The following is a 16,151-nucleotide window of genomic DNA, read 5'->3' as shown; positions in this document are numbered from 1 at the left end:
GCCCAAGCGCCTGGATCGAGCCGAAGGGTGACTGGGGCAAGGGCACCGTCGATCTGGTCGAAATTCCGACCGCCGACGAAACCAACGACAATATAGTGGCGTTCTGGAACCCGGAAAAATTGCCGGAACCTGGCCAGCCGCTCGATGTCGCTTATCGTATGCACTGGACCATGGACGAATCGGCGATTCACGCGCCGGACAGCGCCTGGGTCAAACAGACCCTGCGTTCCACCGGTGACGTCAAACAGTCCAACCTGATTCGTCAGCCGGACGGCAGCGTTGCCTACCTGGTGGACTTCGAAGGCCCGTCCCTGGCGGCATTGCCGGCCGAAGCGGAGGTTCGCAGCCAGGTCAGCGTCGGCGACAACGCCGAGCTGGTGGAAAACAGCGTGCGCTACAACCCTGAAACCAAGGGCTGGCGCCTGACCCTGCGGATGAAGATCAAGGATCCGGGCAAGGCCACCGAGATGCGTGCCGCGCTGGTACAGAACATCGTGCCTGCGGATCTGGCCAAGACGTCGATTCCGTCGTCGAACTCCTCGGTTGCCAAGGCCGACAAGGTTGCCGCCAAGCAACAAGAGAAAGAGGACAAGGAAGCCAAGCAAGCGGAGGCCAAGCAGGCTGACGCCAAGCCTGTTGCAGATGCCAAGGACAAGGCCAATAAAGACGCCAAGCAGCCTGTCGCTGCCGACGCGGCCCCAGCCACACCGGAATCGGCCCCGACTGAAGAAGTCCTGACCGAGACCTGGAGCTATCAGTTGCCTGCCGATGAGTAACTTTCAAGTACGGCCAGAATCTCTTTCCGAGTATCTGGCGCATCTGCCGATGACCGACGAGCAGCGCGCGGAACTCGCGGGCTGCCAGTCTTTCAGCGAATTGCATGAACGCCTGTCATCGTCGACGTTCGATGCCCCGACCGACGCCGCCCAGGCTTCGGTCGGCAAACGCCTGACCCTGAGCACCGCCGAAGAGCTGCAGGACGCGGAAATGCTGGCGCTCGACGCCAACGGTCGGGTCTGCCTCAAGGCGACTCCGCCTATTCGTCGGACCAAGGTCGTGCCGGAGCCGTGGCGCACCAACATTCTGGTGCGCGGCTGGCGTCGGATGACCGGCCGCACCAACCCGCCGAAGCCGCCGAAGGACGAACGGGTGTTGCCTGCTGCGCGCTGGCGCACGGTCGGTTCGATCCGTCGCTACATTCTGTTGCTGCTGATGCTCGGCCAGACCATCGTCGCCGGCTGGTACATGAAAGGCATCATGCCGTACCAGGGCTGGTCGTTTGTCGACCTCAACGAAGTGCTGCACCAACCGCTGCTGCAAACCGCCACGCAGGTGCTGCCGTATGCGTTGCAGACGAGCATCCTGATCCTGTTCGGGATTCTGTTCTGCTGGGTATCGGCCGGTTTCTGGACCGCGCTGATGGGCTTCCTCGAGTTGCTCACCGGTCACGACAAGTACCGTATCTCCGGTAAAAGTGCCGGCAACGAGCCGATTCCAAAGGATGCGCGCACCGCCCTGGTGATGCCGATCTGCAACGAAGACGTGCCTCGGGTATTCGCCGGCCTGCGGGCGACCTTCGAGTCGGTTGCGGCCACGGGTGACCTGGACCGCTTCGACTTCTTCGTCCTCAGCGACAGTAACGACGCCGATATCTGTGTTGCCGAGCAACAGGCCTGGCTGGACGTCTGCCGCGAAGCCGGTGGCTTCGGCAAGATCTTCTATCGTCGCCGCCGTCGTCGCGTAAAACGTAAAAGCGGCAACCTCGACGACTTCTGCCGTCGTTGGGGCGGTGACTACAAGTACATGGTCGTACTCGATGCCGACTCCGTGATGAGCGGCGAGTGCCTGACCAGTCTGGTGCGCCTGATGGAAGCCACGCCGGACGCCGGGATCATCCAGACCGCGCCACGTGCGTCGGGCATGGACACCCTGTATGCGCGCATGCAGCAGTTCGCCACTCGCGTGTATGGCCCGCTGTTCACCGCCGGTCTGCACTTCTGGCAACTGGGCGAGTCGCACTACTGGGGCCACAACGCGATCATCCGCATGAAGCCGTTCATCGATCACTGCGCCCTGGCGCCGTTGCCTGGTAAAGGTGCGTTCTCTGGTGCGATCCTGTCCCACGACTTCGTTGAAGCCGCGCTGATGCGCCGTGCCGGCTGGGGCGTGTGGATTGCCTACGACTTGCCGGGCAGCTATGAAGAACTGCCACCAAACCTGCTGGATGAACTCAAGCGTGACCGTCGCTGGTGCCACGGTAACCTGATGAACTTCCGCCTGTTCCTGGTCAAGGGCATGCACCCGGTGCACCGCGCGGTGTTCCTGACCGGCGTGATGTCTTACCTGTCGGCGCCGTTGTGGTTCTTCTTCCTGGTGCTGTCGACCGCGCTGCTGGCGGTCAACACGCTGATGGAACCGCAGTACTTCCTGGAACCGCGCCAGCTCTATCCGCTGTGGCCGCAATGGCACCCGGACAAGGCGATTGCACTGTTCTCGACCACCATCGTGCTGCTGTTCCTGCCGAAGCTGTTGAGCATCATCCTGATCTGGGCCAAGGGTGCGAAAGAGTTCGGCGGCAAGTTCAAGGTGACCCTGTCGATGCTGCTGGAGATGCTGTTCTCCATGCTGCTGGCGCCGGTGCGGATGATTTTCCACACCCGTTTCGTCCTCGCCGCGTTCCTCGGCTGGGCCGCGACCTGGAACTCGCCACAGCGTGACGACGACTCCACGCCGTGGAGCGAAGCGGTCAAGCGCCACGGTCCGCAAACCCTGCTGGGCTTCTTCTGGGCCATGCTGGTGATCTGGCTGAACCCGAGCTTCCTGTGGTGGCTGGTGCCGATCGTCGGTTCGTTGATGCTGTCGATCCCGGTATCGGTGATCTCCAGCCGTGTCGGCCTGGGCCTCAAGTCCCGTGACGAGAGCCTGTTCCTGATCCCTGAGGAATACAATCCGCCGCAGGCGTTGCTGGCCACTGACCAGTACACCCACGAAAACCGCTGGCACGCGCTGAACGACGGCTTCGTCCGTTCGGTGGTCGATCCACAGCAGAACGCCCTGGCGTGCTCGCTGGCGACCTCGCGTCACCGTGAGGCCGAGCCGATTGAATGGCTGCGGGTCGAGCGGGTACGCCATGCAATGAAAGTCGGTCCTGAAGGGTTGACCAACAACGAGCGAGTGCAATTGCTCAGTGACCCGGTGGCCCTGGCCCGCCTGCATGAGCAGGTCTGGAACGAAAGTCATGCCGAGTGGCTGGGCGCGTGGCGCAAGTCGGTCAAGGCCGACCCCCATGCACCGCTGCTGCCGCTCAAGCCGCTGAGCGTCCAGCCTCAGTTGGCCTGATGAAGAAACGCCCCGCTATCCAGCGGGGCTTTTTTTTGCCTGATCGTTCCCAAACCCTTGTGCAAACGGACGAGTAGTTTAGGATCCGTCCCCGAATTGGTGTGCCCGGATAATTTTTGTCCGTATTGGTGCGTTTCCTCCCGGGGGAGCCGCCATTTTTGCGCGCCTCACAACGCAATGGTTTTGGGGACTTGAAGATGAAGAAGTATCTGTCGATGCTGCTGGTCGGCGTCACGGCACTGGTTGCAGTGAACTCGGCGCAGGCCGGTGCCATCGATGACGCGGTCAAGCGCGGCACGTTGAAAGTCGGCATGGACCCGACCTACATGCCGTTCGAAATGACCAACAAGCGCGGCGAGATCATTGGCTTCGAAGTCGACATCCTCAAAGCCATGTCCAAGGCCATGGGCGTCAAGCTGGAACTGGTGTCCACCGGCTACGACGGCATCATTCCGGCCCTGCTGACCGACAAGTTCGACATGATCGGCAGCGGCATGACCCTGACCCAGGAACGCAACCTGCGTCTGAACTTCAGCGAACCGTTCATCGTGGTCGGCCAGACGCTGCTGATCCGCAAGGAGCTGGAAGGCACCATCCAGTCCTATAAAGACCTGAACACGGCCGACTACCGCATCACCTCCAAACTCGGCACCACCGGCGAAATGGTTGCCAAAAAGCTCATCTCCAAAGCCAAGTACCACGGTTACGACAACGAGCAGGAAGCGGTGCTCGACGTGGTCAACGGCAAGGCTGACGCCTTCATCTACGACGCGCCGTACAACGTCGTGGCGGTGAACAAGGTCGGCAACGGCAAACTGGTGTTCCTCGACAAGCCGTTCACCTACGAGCCGTTGGCCTTCGGTTTGAAGAAGGGTGATTACGACAGCATCAACTTCATCAACAACTTCCTGCACCAGATCCACGAAGACGGCACCTACGATCGCATCCATGACAAGTGGTTCAAGAGCAGCGAGTGGCTCAAGGACATGGAGTAACACTCGGTCAAATAGACCGCGTCGCTGCAATCGCGAGCAAGCTCGCTCCCACAGTTAATCCGGGTGAACACAAATTTTGTGTCCGGCACAGCCCCTGTGGGAGCGAGCTTGCTCGCGATAGCGGCCTCCCCGGCGATACAACTTTCGGATTCAACAAACCCAATGAAACAGAAAAAAGCCCAATGGCCCTGGCACGTCCTGACCGTGCTGGTGCTCATCGGCCTGGCCGGCGCGTTGTACTACGCCACCTCGCTGATGTCCTATGAATGGCGCTGGAACCGCGTTCCGCAGTACTTCGCCTACCACGCCGAAGAGTCCCAGCGCGCCGCCGACATCTCCACCGTCAGCGAACTGGTGCGCAAGGGCGACAAGGCTGAAGTCACCCTGCGCAACGACGCCGGCACCGAGCAGCACCTGATCGTCGACGACAACAGCCTGCAAGTCGCCCAAGGCGATGATGTGGCCGAGGGCGATGTGATTGGCGTGACCCGCCATTGGGCCGCAGGGCCGCTGATGTGGGGGCTCTGGACAACATTGTGGTTGTCTGTGGTGTCCGGCGTTCTAGGGCTACTGATCGGTCTGGCCACCGGCCTGTGCCGGCTGTCGAACAACCCGACCCTGCGCGACCTCTCGACGATCTACGTCGAACTGGTGCGCGGTACGCCGCTGTTGGTACAGATCTTCATTTTCTACTTCTTCATCGGCACGGTGATGAACCTGTCCCGGGAATTTGCCGGGATCGCGGCGCTGTCGCTGTTCACTGGCGCCTATGTGGCGGAAATCATCCGCTCCGGCGTGCAATCCATCGCCCGTGGCCAGAACGAAGCTGCACGGTCGCTGGGTTTGAGTGCCGGTCAGTCGATGCGTCATGTGGTGCTGCCGCAAGCCTTCAAGCGTGTACTGCCGCCGCTGGCAGGGCAGTTCATCAGCCTGGTGAAAGATACCTCGCTGGTGTCGGTGATCGCGATTACCGAACTGCTCAAAAGTGGCCGCGAAGTCATCACCACCTCGTTCTCGCCGTTCGAAATCCTGTTCTGCGTCGCCGGCCTGTACCTGTTGATCAACCTGCCACTGTCGAAAATCGCCAGCCGGCTTGAGCGGAGGCTCGCGCAAAGTGATTGAAGTCCGCAATCTGGTAAAAGTCTTCGACACCCGCGGCCAGGTGGTGCGCGCGGTGGATAACGTCAGCACAACGGTCGCCAAGGGCGAAGTGCTGGTGGTGATCGGTCCGTCCGGCTCCGGCAAGTCGACCTTTCTGCGCTGCCTCAATGGCCTGGAAACCTTCGATTCCGGCTCAGTGAGCATCGACGGCCTGCAACTGGCCGACCCGAAAACCGATGTGAACGCCTATCGCCGCGAAGTCGGCATGGTGTTCCAGCACTTCAACCTGTTCCCGCACATGACCGTGCTGGAAAACCTCTGCCTGGCGCAGAAAGTCGTGCGCAAGCGCGGTAAAAAGGAACGTGAGGCCAAGGCCATGGCGTTGCTGGAAAAGGTCGGGATTGCGCAGAAGGCCAACGAGTTTCCGTCACGCCTGTCCGGCGGTCAGCAACAACGCGTGGCCATCGCCCGGGCACTGGCGATGGAGCCGAAGGTCATGCTGTTCGACGAGCCGACCTCGGCACTCGACCCGGAAATGGTCGGCGAAGTGCTGGATGTGATGAAAAACCTGGCCGTGGAAGGCATGACCATGGTCTGCGTCACCCACGAAATGGGCTTTGCCCGGGAAGTGGCGGATCGGGTGCTGTTCTTCGATCACGGCAAGTTGCTGGAAGATGCTTCGCCAGCGGAGTTCTTCGATGCACCGAAGGATCCGCGGGCACAGGCGTTTTTGCGCCAGGTTTTGTAATCTCGGCGTCTGAAAAGTCGCCATCGCGAGCAAGCTCGCTCCCACAGTGATTCTTGGTGTTAGTACTTATTACGGAACACCACAGAACCCTGTGGGAGCGAGCTTGCTCGCGATAGCATCACCTCGGTTCCAAGCGAGCCGAGGCGGATGAATCACCTCAAACCTTGAACTTGCCCACCAGCATCTGCAAATGCGTTCCCAACCGCGCCAGCTCAACGCTGGAGGCCGCGGTCTCTTCACTTGCGGCCGAGGTCTGGTCCGACACGTCCCGCACGTTCAGCACGCTGCGGTTGATCTCTTCGGCCACGGCGCTTTGCTGTTCGGCGGCAGCGGCGATCTGTTGGTTCATCGCCTGAATCGCCGAGACGGTGCGGGTGATGCTTTCCAGCGAACCACCGGCGCGGCGGGTCAGTTCGACACTGCTGTCGGTCAGGTTGCGGCTGTTGTCCATGATGGTCGCCACCTGCTGCGTGCCGTTTTGCAGGCCGACGATCAGCTCTTCGATCTCTTCGGTGGACTTCTGGGTGCGCTGGGCCAGGCTGCGGACTTCGTCTGCGACCACGGCAAATCCACGTCCGGCTTCACCGGCCCGGGCGGCTTCAATCGCGGCGTTGAGCGCCAGCAGGTTGGTTTGCTGGGCCACGGACTTGATCACGTCGAGCACGCTGCCGATCTTGTCGCTTTCGCGCTTGAGTTCGCCCATGGCCTCGGTGGAGTGGCCGACTTCCGCGGCCAGGCGTTCGATCTGGGCGATGGCTTCGCCCACCACTTTGTCGCCCTCGCGGGCCTGCTGGTCGGCGGCGACGGCGGCTTCGGAGGCTTCTTCGGCGTTGCGCGCGACTTCCTGCACGGTGGCGGCCATTTCGTTCATCGCAGTCGCGACCTGATCGGTCTCGACCTTCTGGCTGTTGACCCCGGCGCTGGTCTGTTCGGTCACGGCGGACAGCTCTTCGGCGGCGCTGGCGATCTGCGTGACGCCATCGCTGATGCCGCCGATCAGCTCGCGCAAGCCCTGGGTCATGCTCTGCATGGCACGCTGCAACTGGCCGAGTTCGTCACGGCGCTGCGACGTCAGGTTGTGGGTCAGGTCGCCACGGGCTACGCGTTCAGCGACGGCCAGGGTCTGGTTCAATGGAATGATGATCTGCCGGGTGATCGCCCAGGCGGCCAGCAGGCCGAAGGCGATGGCCAGTACGGTGGCGAGGGTCAGCATGTTCTTGGCGTGGGCGGCGTCGGTGTCGCGCACGACGGTTTGCGAGACGGTGAGTTTCTGGCTCATGTCCAGCAGGATGTCGCCTTGGGCGGACATGCGTACCAGGGCCTTGGCGCTGGCCACCTGGGAGTCGCGGAACTGGCTGACAGCAGCACGGTAGGCCTTCAGCGAATCAGTCGCCTGTTGCAGGTTGGCGATGTGTTCTCCGGGCAGTTTGGCCGGCAGGCTCTCGAGGTTCTTCAGGGCGTTGTCGATCGCGTCGAGGGCTGGCTGTTCGGCTTCGGTCTTGCCGCTGTAGGTGTAGCCGCGAACCTGGAAGCGCGCCTGCTGGATCAGTTTGCCGAGGTCGATCACGCTGTTGAACGCCGCCACGCTGTCGCCTTGCAGCATGGTTTTTTCTACTTCGGCGACGCGGGCCACGGCGTTGTCGGCGGTGGCGCCGAGTTTGCTGCGGGCGTCTTCACGCTGGGCGCCGGCCTGGGTCATGTCGCTGAAGGCACGACGGTATTCGGCGACAGCGGCCAGTTGTTGATCGACCATGGCCGTATCAGCCGGTTGCTCGATCAGGCCGCGGGCGGTCTGCAGGCCGCTTTCGAGTTTGCCCAACAGATCGTTGACGGCGCCGGGACCCTGTTCGCCGCGGCGCATCTCGTAATCCAGGCGGGCGATGCGCAGGTCCTTGGTCAGGTCGTTGAGGCTGGCGATGAACCCCAGTTTATCGCCACGGCTGGTGACGCCGCTCAGGCCGCTCCAGCCGGTGAAGGTGATCAGCAGGGTCAGTAACAGCACCAGACCGAAGCCGATCCCCAGCTTGCGTTTGACGCTGACGTTTCCCAGATTCTCGGCTAGCCATTGATACATGCTGAAACTCCCCGGACCGCAATTTGGTTTTATGGGGGGTGTATCGGCAGGGGCGCGAGGTTCTGTAGGCGCTGCCCGATGTATGGGCGAATAGCTATCTCGGGTAGAAGTCGGACCTGTGGGAGCGAGCTTGCTCGCGATGATGGTGTATCAGCCACTTCATTGTTGACTGACACGCCGCTATCGCGAGCAAGCTCGCTCCCACAAGGGATTGTGTCCAGGATCAGAACAGTCGTGCCAGCAGCGCGGTCACGGCGGTTTCGACGCGAAGAATGCGCTCGCCCAGTTGCACCGGTTGCAGGCCGGACTTGCCCAGCAGGTCGATTTCGTAGGGAATCCAGCCACCCTCGGGGCCGATGGCCAGGGTCACCGGTTCGCTGAGTGCGCGAGGGCAGGGCGGGTAATTGCCCGGATGCCCCACCAGGCCGAGGGTGCCTTCGGTGATGGCAGGCAGGCGGTCTTCGACGAACGGCTTGAAGCGCTTCTCGATGACGACTTCCGGCAGCACGCTGTCCCGGGCCTGTTCGAGGCCGAGGATCAACTGCTCGCGAATCGCTTCCGGTTCCAGGAACGGGGTCTGCCAGAAGCTCTTCTCGACGCGATAGCTGTTGACCAGCACGATACGCGGCACACCCATGGCCGCCACGGTCTGGAACACCCTGCGCAGCATTTTGGGCCGCGGCAGGGCCAATACCAGGGTCAATGGCAGCTTGGCCGGTGGCGGCTGGTCGAGGGTGACGCGCAATTCCGCTTCGTCGGCGTCCAGGCGCAGCACTTCGGCCGAGCCCATCAGCCCGCCGATCCGCCCGACGCGCATGCTGTCACCCACTTCACAGCGGTGGACTTCCTGCATGTGGGTCAACCGGCGATCGCGCAGGATCGCCCGGTCGGCCGCAATGAAGTCGGCCTCTTCAAGGAGCAGCAGGTTCACGCTTGGGTCGCTGGCGGCTGGTCGTTGTGATCGTCGGCCGGTTGGTCGTCCGGATGCTCGCCACGCTTGCTGATCAGGCTGCCGAACAGGATGCCGATTTCAAACAACAGCCACATCGGCACAGCCAGCAGGGTCTGCGAGAAAATGTCCGGTGGCGTGAGGATCATGCCGACCACGAAACAGCCGATGATCACGTACGGGCGGATTTTCTTCAGGTATTTGACGTCGACCACGCCGATCCATACCAGCAGCACCACGGCCACCGGAATTTCGAACGCCACGCCAAAGGCGAAGAACAGCGTCATGACGAAATCGAGGTAGCTGGTGATGTCGGTCATCATTTCCACGCCGGCCGGGGTGGCGGCGGCGAAGAACTTGAAGATCAGCGGGAACACCAGGAAATAGGCGAAGGCCATGCCGGCGTAGAACAACAGGATGCTGGACACCAGCAGTGGCACGGCGATGCGTTTTTCATGCTTGTACAGGCCGGGGGCAATGAAGCCCCAGATCTGATGCAGGATCACCGGGATGGCCAGGAACAGCGAGACCATCATGGTCAGCTTCAGTGGCGTCAGGAACGGCGACGACACGTCGGTGGCAATCATCGTCGCGCCGGCGGGCAGGTACGCACGCAGCGGCGTCGAGACGAAGGTGTAGATCTGCTGGGTGAAGGCAAACAGCCCGGCGAAGATGATGAAAATCGCCGCTACACAGCGCAGCAGGCGGGTACGCAACTCGGTGAGGTGCGAAACCAGCGGCATGTGCTGGTCGTTTTCAGGGAGATCGCTCATGGGGCTCGCGGCGGCAGTGTTGGGGCATGAGGGGCTGGCGCAACAGGCGCAGCCGCAGGTGTGACTGGTTCAACCGGTGTGGCTGCAACATCGGGTGCAGGTTCTGCCGCTACAGCAGGTGCTGCGACGCTGGCGGCGGGAACCTGAATCGTCTGCTCTCCCACATGCTCGACCGGCGTAGGCTCCTGCTGGGTCGGCGTGAAGATTTTCCGCGCCTCCTGCTCAAGCGACAGGATGTGCTCGTTGTGCAGTTGCCGACGAATTTCGTCGGCACCGATTTCACGTTCAACTTCCTGTTTGATCGCGTTGAAGCTGCGCTTCAGGCGCCCGACCCACAGGCCAGCGGTGCGCGCAGCGCCCGGCAAGCGCTCGGGACCCAGCACCAGCAGGGCAACGAGGCCGACGAGCAGCAGTTCAGAGAAGCTGATACCAAACATTAGTCTGCGCTCACACGTCTTTGCGGATCGGCTCTTCGACTTTCTGTGCCTGCACGTCGATGGTGTGCGGCTGGTTCACAGAGGTCTGTGGCTGTACCGGCGGAACCGGTTGGGCCGGGGTCGCGTTCGGGTCGGCCGGTTTTTCGTCGTCGTTCATGGCTTTCTTGAAACCCTTGATCGACTCGCCGACGTCAGTGCCGAGGTTTTTCAGTTTCTTGGTACCGAATACCAGTACCACGACAACCAGGATGACGATCCAGTGTTTCCAGTCAAAAATGCCCATGCTGCTGCTCCTCTCTAATAGTTATTCAGGCGGACGGACGCGAGGCTTTCTCTACGTGTCCGGAGAGACCGAAACGACGGTCCAGTTCATCGAGTACAGCCTGTGGATGCTGCCCCAATTGGGCGAGCATGACCATGCTGTGGAACCACAAATCGGCGGTTTCGTAGATCACATCGCTGCAGTCGCCGCTGACGGCGGCGTCCTTGGCGGCAATGATGGTCTCGACCGACTCTTCGCCGACTTTTTCCAGAATCTTGTTCAAGCCTTTGTGGTACAGGCTGGCGACATACGAGCTGTCGGCGGCGGCGCCTTTGCGCTCTTCCAGTACCTGGGCCAGACGGGTCAGAGTGTCACTCATGTTTGTGTCCTGCGGAATAGATGGCGTGCGGATCTTTCAGGACCGGGTCGACCGTTGTCCAGTCGCCGTTCTCGTAGACGCGGTAGAAGCAGCTCTGGCGGCCGGTATGGCAGGCAATGTCACCGATCTGCTCGACCATCAGAATGATGACGTCGGCGTCGCAGTCCAGGCGCATCTCGTGCAGGGTTTGCACATGGCCGGACTCTTCGCCCTTGCGCCACAGCTTGCCACGGGAACGCGACCAGTAAATCGCACGGTTCTCGGCAGCGGTCAGTTCCAGTGCTTCGCGGTTCATCCAGGCCATCATCAGGACGCGCCCGGTCTTGTGATCCTGGGCGATGGCCGGCACCAGGCCGTCAGCGTCCCACTTGATCTCGTCCAGCCAGTTTTTCATCTTCGACTCCGACAGCGAGCTCCACACTTCAATAGTCGAGCTCAGGCGTTGAAACAGTGTGCCAGTCGTTCACACAACTGGCTATCGGCGAACGACCAGATACAAACCGACGGCCATCATGATGCCAGCTGGCCAATAGTCCAACTGATTCAGTGGCCCGCCAGCGGCAAGGATGGCGCCACCGGCCAGATGGGCCGTACCGAGCAGGCGCAGGAACCAGTCGTCCCGGCGTCGATGCCACGGTGGCGGCGGGTCGTAGGCGTGGGGTTGGGACATGCGTTCGAGCAGGTCGCGGGCCATGTTGGCCAGGTGCGGGATCTGCTCGAACTGGCTGTGCACGTTGCCGAGCAGGGCTTTGGGGCTGACCCGCTCGCGCATCCAGCGTTCGAGGAACGGCTGCGCGGTGTTCCACAAGTCGAGGTCCGGATACAGCTGACGGCCCAGGCCTTCGATGTTCAACAGGGTTTTTTGCAGCAGGACCAGCTGCGGCTGCACTTCCATGTTGAAGCGACGCGCGGTCTGGAACAGGCGCATCAACACCTGACCGAAGGAAATGTCCTTCAACGGTTTTTCGAAGATGGGCTCGCACACGGTACGGATCGCCGCTTCGAATTCGTTGAGTTTGGTTTCTGCCGGCACCCAGCCCGAATCGATGTGCAACTGCGCCACCCGCCGGTAATCGCGCTTGAAGAAGGCGAACAGGTTGCGTGCCAGATAGTCCTGGTCTTCCGGGGTCAGGCTGCCGACGATGCCGCAGTCGATCGCAATGTATTGCGGGCTCCACGGGTTCACGGTGCTGACGAAAATGTTGCCCGGGTGCATGTCGGCATGGAAGAAACTGTCGCGGAACACCTGGGTGAAGAAGATTTCCACGCCGCGTTCGGCGAGCATTTTCATGTCGGTGCGCTGGTCGGCCAGGGTCGCCAGATCGGTGACCTGAATGCCGTAGATGCGCTCCATTACCAGCACTTTCGGTCGGCACCAGTCCCAGTAGACTTGCGGCACATAGAGCAGCGGCGAACCGTCGAAGTTGCGCTTCAACTGGCTGGCGTTGGCCGCCTCGCGCAGCAGGTCGAGTTCGTCGTAGATGGTTTTTTCGTAATCGCTGACCACGTCCACGGGGTGCAGCAGGCGCGCATCGGCGGAGACTTTTTCAGCGGCGCGGGCGAGGATGAACAGCCACGCCAGGTCCTGGGCGATCACCGGCTTGAGGCCCGGCCGGATCACCTTGACCACCACTTCTTCACCGGTTTTCAGTTGCGCGGCATGCACCTGCGCCACCGAGGCCGAGGCCAGCGGCTCGACATCGAAACGGCTGAACACGTCGCTGATTTTCTTGCCCAGCTGTTCTTCGATCAGCTTGACCGACACCTGCGAATCGAACGGCGGCACGCGGTCCTGCAACAGCATCAGCTCATCGGCGATGTCTTCTGGCAGCAGGTCGCGACGGGTGGACAGGATCTGCCCGAATTTGATGAAAATCGGCCCCAGGTCTTGCAGCGCCAGGCGCAAGCGCGCGCCACGGCTCAGGTCCAGGGTCTTGCGCGGAAACCAGCGCCACGGCAACGCGTAACGCAGCGCCCGCAGGAACCAGGGCAGCGGCAGGGCGAACAGCAGGTCATCGAGGCGGTAGCGGATCACGACGCGCTGGATGCGCAACAAACGGCGGACGGCAAGCAGCTTCATGCGTTATCGCTTGGGTCGAGGGATCGGGAAAGGCGCTCGAAACGCGCCTCGAGACGTTCAAGATCGAGTTTGATCTGGTCCAGTTCACTGAATCGGGCTTCGGCTTCGCGCTGACCGACAAGGGTGCGCGATTCTTCGGCCAGGTATTCGCCCAGGTTCTGGCCCAGGCTGGCAAAGCCTTGCTGATACCAGCGGGCGCGACTGCGCAGGTGACCGCCGACCAGTTGCGTGGCCACGGGGCCCAGCCAGCGCGAGAGTTCGTACTCCCAGTCCAGTTCGAGGTCCTGAAGGATCGCCGCCAGTTCCAGCAGCACACCGCTGTCGCCGTCGAGCTCGACTTCCGGGCTGTGCAGGACGGCAGTCTTGTCCTTGCTCATCGCCAGTTTCAACAGGCTCGAGGCCGGTGCACGCAAGGTGCAGTCGGCACCGGTTTCCCACTGGGAGGCGAGCATCAGGCCTTCGTCGCTGGGCAGGATGAACAGTTGCAGCGCCGGGTTACGGCAATCGACGGCAATCACTCTGCCGCTCAAATGCGCCAGCCGCGGCAGCGCCGTGCTGTCGAGACGCAGCACCCGGTTCAGGCCGAGTTCAACGCTGGCAAGCAGCCCGGCGAGCAGCATCAGGGCTTGATGCCGCGGTGCAGGGCAACGATGCCTGCGGTCATGTTGTGATAGGTCACGCGGTCGAAGCCGGCTTCGACCATCATCGACTTCAGGGTTTCCTGGTTCGGGTGCATGCGGATCGATTCGGCCAGGTAGCGATAGCTTTCCGAGTCGTTGGTGATCAGCTTGCCCATCAGCGGCATGAAGGCGAACGAGTAGGCGTCGTAGGCCTTGGACATCAGCGCGTTGGTCGGCTTGGAGAATTCCAGCACCAGCAAACGGCCACCCGGCTTGAGCACGCGCAGCATCGAGCGCAGGGCATCTTCCTTGTGGGTCACGTTGCGCAGGCCGAAGGCGATGGTCACGCAGTCGAAATGGTTGTCCGGGAACGGCAGTTTTTCCGCATCGGCCTGGACGAATTCGACGTTGCCGGCCACACCGAGGTCCAGCAGGCGGTCACGACCGACCTTGAGCATCGACTCGTTGATGTCGGCCAATACGACCTGACCGGTCGGGCCGACCAGATGCGAGAATTTTCTGGTCAGATCGCCGGTACCGCCGGCGATGTCCAGCACGCGGTTACCGGTGCGCACGCCCGACAATTCGATCGCGAAACGCTTCCACAGACGGTGCATGCCGCCCGACAGAAGGTCGTTCATCAGGTCGTACTTGGCGGCTACCGAGTGGAAAACCTCAGCGACTTTTTCCGCTTTCTGGCTTTCCGGAACGTTTTTGAAGCCGAAGTGTGTGGTGGGTTCGGCATCGCTGCCTTTGCGCTGATCAGTCATATCGCTGTCACCAAAAGAGAATGCGCGACATTCTAATCCCCAAGGCATGCTTTGTCTTGGCAAGGCTGAAGGTAAGATGGGCAACCATCGGGACGTTTTGACGCAGCAGAGGTCAAGATGCCTCGGGAAAGCATCCATAAAGCAGGAGTCATTTGATGGCCCGTATTAGTGTTGAACGTGCCCATGGCCTGGGTAAGGAAGCGGCTCGCGAGAAGGCCGACAAGCTGGCGCAGAAACTTGCCGATCAGTATGGCCTGGAACCGCAGTGGTCCGGCGACACCCTGAACCTCAAACGCTCGGGTGTGAAGGGTGCGGTGCATGTCAGCGAGAATTCGATCAAGGTTGACGTGGAGCTGGGCCTGATGATGTCGGCCATGAGCGGCATGATCAAAGCGGAAATCGAAAAGGCACTGGATAAAGTCCTGGTCTGATTTCCCCTTGAAATGAGATCCCTGTGGGAGCGAGCTTGCTCGCGATGACAGAGTGTCAGTCAATATCATTGTCGACTGATGCACCGCCATCGCGAGCAAGCTCGCTCCCACATTTGTTTTGTGGTGCACCTAACGGTTTATGTCAGTTGTTAGGGTGCCGTTTCTAATTTTTCTCCCTACTTTGTGCCTGAGCCCGACACTTATCCGGGCAGTTCCTCAAACCTTCTGCGCGTGAGGTGCACCATGGCCAAAGCTATTTTGAAGAAAAAAACCGACGCATCGAGCGGCACGCTGAGCGACGTCAAATCCTATGCCCGCAAGATCTGGCTGGCAGGCCTGGGTGCCTACACCAAGGTCGGACAAGAGGGCAGCGAATACTTTCAAGAGCTGATCAAGGCTGGTCAGGTTGTTGAAAAGAAAGGCAAAAAAGTAGTCGCTGAGAAACTTGAAGCGGCGAATGCCGAGATCGATGAAGCCAAGAGTGAAGTGAGCACTTTCAAAGGCAAGGTCGAAGTTCAACTCGACAAGGTCGAGAAGGCGTTCGACACGCGTGTCGCAAGTGCCTTGAATCGTATCGGCATTCCGTCTAAACATGACGTTGAGACACTCTCTGCTAAGCTCGATGAGCTGACGGCATTGCTCGAACGTGTCGCGCGTAAATCTTAAGGAGAACGGGATGGCTGGCAAAAAGAATACTGAAAAAGAAGGCAGCTCGTGGATCGGGAAAGTCGAAGACTACTCCCGCAAAATCTGGCTGGCTGGCTTAGGCGTGTACTCGAAGATCGACACTGACGGCAGCAAGCTCTTCGATGCATTGGTAAAGGACGGCGAGAAAGCCGAGAAGCTGACCAAGAGCGCTGTTGGCAAAACTGTCGACGCCGCCAAGGACTCCGCCTCTTCGGCCAAATCGCGCATCAGCGGCGTGAAAGATCGTGCACTGGGCAAGTGGGACGAGCTGGAAGGGGCTTTCGACAAGCGCCTGAACAGCGCCATTTCGCGTCTGGGCGTGCCGAGCCGCAACGAAGTCAAAGCACTGCACAGCAAGGTCGATACCCTGACCAAGCAAATCGAAAAACTCACCGGTGCCAAGGTTGCGCCTGTTGCGGCGAAAACCGCGGTGGCCAAGCCTGCTGCTAAACCGGTCGCTAAAACTGCTGCCAAGCCACTGGCAAAAGCGGCGGCTAAAACTGCTG

General features: G+C 61.0%; 18 protein-coding genes and 1 pseudogene. 8 read left to right on the top strand and 11 right to left on the bottom strand.

All coding sequences use genetic code 11. The features are described from left to right. The 5 genes from PMI29_RS19925 to PMI29_RS19945 form a co-directional block, all read left to right on the top strand. A partial coding sequence (locus tag PMI29_RS19925; protein WP_007996299.1) for a glucan biosynthesis protein occupies positions 1-776 on the top strand: 776 nt, incomplete at its 5' end. Then, positions 769-3,339, top strand: coding sequence for a glucans biosynthesis glucosyltransferase MdoH (gene mdoH, locus PMI29_RS19930; protein WP_033052211.1), 2,571 nt, complete (start codon positions 769-771; stop codon positions 3,337-3,339). The genes PMI29_RS19925 and mdoH, both read left to right, overlap by 8 nt. Positions 3,340-3,536: 197 nt before the next feature. Next, a complete protein-coding gene (locus PMI29_RS19935) occupies positions 3,537-4,334 on the top strand; it encodes a transporter substrate-binding domain-containing protein (RefSeq protein WP_007996295.1) in 798 nt (265 codons plus the stop codon). 162 nt (positions 4,335-4,496) lie between these two features. After that, the gene (locus tag PMI29_RS19940; protein ID WP_007996293.1) at positions 4,497-5,456 is read left to right on the top strand and encodes an amino acid ABC transporter permease; all 960 of its coding nucleotides are present in this window, start codon (positions 4,497-4,499) and stop codon (positions 5,454-5,456) included. After that, positions 5,449-6,183 (top strand): amino acid ABC transporter ATP-binding protein, encoded by a 735-nt coding sequence (locus tag PMI29_RS19945; RefSeq protein ID WP_007996292.1) that lies wholly within the window; start codon positions 5,449-5,451, stop codon positions 6,181-6,183. The genes PMI29_RS19940 and PMI29_RS19945 overlap by 8 nt, the downstream gene beginning before the upstream one ends. Before the next feature lie 157 nt (positions 6,184-6,340). On the opposite strand, the gene PMI29_RS33060 is transcribed toward PMI29_RS19945, so the two are convergent. The 11 genes and pseudogenes from PMI29_RS33060 to ubiE form a co-directional block, all read right to left on the bottom strand. Next, complete coding sequence (locus PMI29_RS33060; RefSeq protein WP_442096129.1) at positions 6,341-7,054, bottom strand: methyl-accepting chemotaxis protein; 714 nt, start codon at positions 7,052-7,054, stop codon at positions 6,341-6,343. A gap of 141 nt (positions 7,055-7,195) precedes the next feature. Continuing rightward, a pseudogene (locus tag PMI29_RS33055) lies at positions 7,196-8,257 on the bottom strand (methyl-accepting chemotaxis protein); the annotation flags it as partial. 223 nt (positions 8,258-8,480) lie between these two features. Then, the gene (locus PMI29_RS19955; protein ID WP_007996288.1) at positions 8,481-9,188 is read right to left on the bottom strand and encodes a 16S rRNA (uracil(1498)-N(3))-methyltransferase; all 708 of its coding nucleotides are present in this window, start codon (positions 9,186-9,188) and stop codon (positions 8,481-8,483) included. Then, positions 9,185-9,979 carry a twin-arginine translocase subunit TatC gene (tatC, locus tag PMI29_RS19960; protein WP_007996287.1) on the bottom strand — a complete coding sequence of 265 codons (795 nt, stop codon included), beginning with the start codon at positions 9,977-9,979 and terminating at the stop codon, positions 9,185-9,187. The genes PMI29_RS19955 and tatC overlap by 4 nt, the downstream gene beginning before the upstream one ends. Next, on the bottom strand, positions 9,976-10,416 hold the full coding sequence (gene tatB / locus PMI29_RS19965; protein ID WP_007996285.1) for a Sec-independent protein translocase protein TatB: 441 nt from the start codon (positions 10,414-10,416) through the stop codon (positions 9,976-9,978). Before tatB ends, tatC begins: the two co-directional genes overlap by 4 nt. Before the next feature lie 10 nt (positions 10,417-10,426). After that, positions 10,427-10,699, bottom strand: a complete 273-nt coding sequence (locus PMI29_RS19970) for a twin-arginine translocase TatA/TatE family subunit (RefSeq protein ID WP_007996284.1) — start codon at positions 10,697-10,699, stop codon at positions 10,427-10,429. Between the two features lie 25 nt (positions 10,700-10,724). After that, positions 10,725-11,057 (bottom strand): phosphoribosyl-ATP diphosphatase, encoded by a 333-nt coding sequence (locus PMI29_RS19975; RefSeq protein WP_007952422.1) that lies wholly within the window; start codon positions 11,055-11,057, stop codon positions 10,725-10,727. Continuing rightward, positions 11,050-11,451, bottom strand: a complete 402-nt coding sequence (gene hisI, locus PMI29_RS19980; protein ID WP_007989281.1) for a phosphoribosyl-AMP cyclohydrolase — start codon at positions 11,449-11,451, stop codon at positions 11,050-11,052. The genes PMI29_RS19975 and hisI overlap by 8 nt, the downstream gene beginning before the upstream one ends. An 81-nt stretch (positions 11,452-11,532) precedes the next feature. Continuing rightward, entirely contained in the window at positions 11,533-13,137 is a 1,605-nt protein-coding gene (ubiB, locus tag PMI29_RS19985) for a ubiquinone biosynthesis regulatory protein kinase UbiB (RefSeq protein WP_007996283.1), read from the bottom strand. Next, on the bottom strand, positions 13,134-13,757 hold the full coding sequence (locus tag PMI29_RS19990) for a ubiquinone biosynthesis accessory factor UbiJ (protein ID WP_007996282.1): 624 nt from the start codon (positions 13,755-13,757) through the stop codon (positions 13,134-13,136). The genes ubiB and PMI29_RS19990 overlap by 4 nt, the downstream gene beginning before the upstream one ends. Then, positions 13,757-14,527, bottom strand: coding sequence for a bifunctional demethylmenaquinone methyltransferase/2-methoxy-6-polyprenyl-1,4-benzoquinol methylase UbiE (ubiE, locus tag PMI29_RS19995; protein WP_007989286.1), 771 nt, complete (start codon positions 14,525-14,527; stop codon positions 13,757-13,759). Before ubiE ends, PMI29_RS19990 begins: the two co-directional genes overlap by 1 nt. A 155-nt stretch (positions 14,528-14,682) precedes the next feature. Between ubiE and PMI29_RS20000 the strand changes: the two genes are divergently transcribed. The 3 genes from PMI29_RS20000 to PMI29_RS20010 all read left to right on the top strand — a co-directional run. Next, positions 14,683-14,958: a polyhydroxyalkanoic acid system family protein gene (locus PMI29_RS20000; RefSeq protein ID WP_007996279.1), complete on the top strand. Its 276-nt coding sequence runs from the start codon at positions 14,683-14,685 to the stop codon at positions 14,956-14,958. 243 nt (positions 14,959-15,201) lie between these two features. Further along, positions 15,202-15,624 (top strand): phasin family protein, encoded by a 423-nt coding sequence (locus tag PMI29_RS20005; RefSeq protein ID WP_007996278.1) that lies wholly within the window; start codon positions 15,202-15,204, stop codon positions 15,622-15,624. A 10-nt stretch (positions 15,625-15,634) separates the two neighbouring features. After that, positions 15,635-16,151 (top strand): phasin family protein (locus PMI29_RS20010; RefSeq protein ID WP_007996275.1); only part of this gene is annotated, 517 nt, incomplete at its 3' end.

Source organism: Pseudomonas sp. GM49 (genome assembly GCF_000282355.1).
Taxonomy (GTDB): Bacteria; Pseudomonadota; Gammaproteobacteria; order Pseudomonadales; family Pseudomonadaceae; genus Aquipseudomonas.
This window is presented reverse-complemented; position numbering and strand designations above follow the sequence as displayed.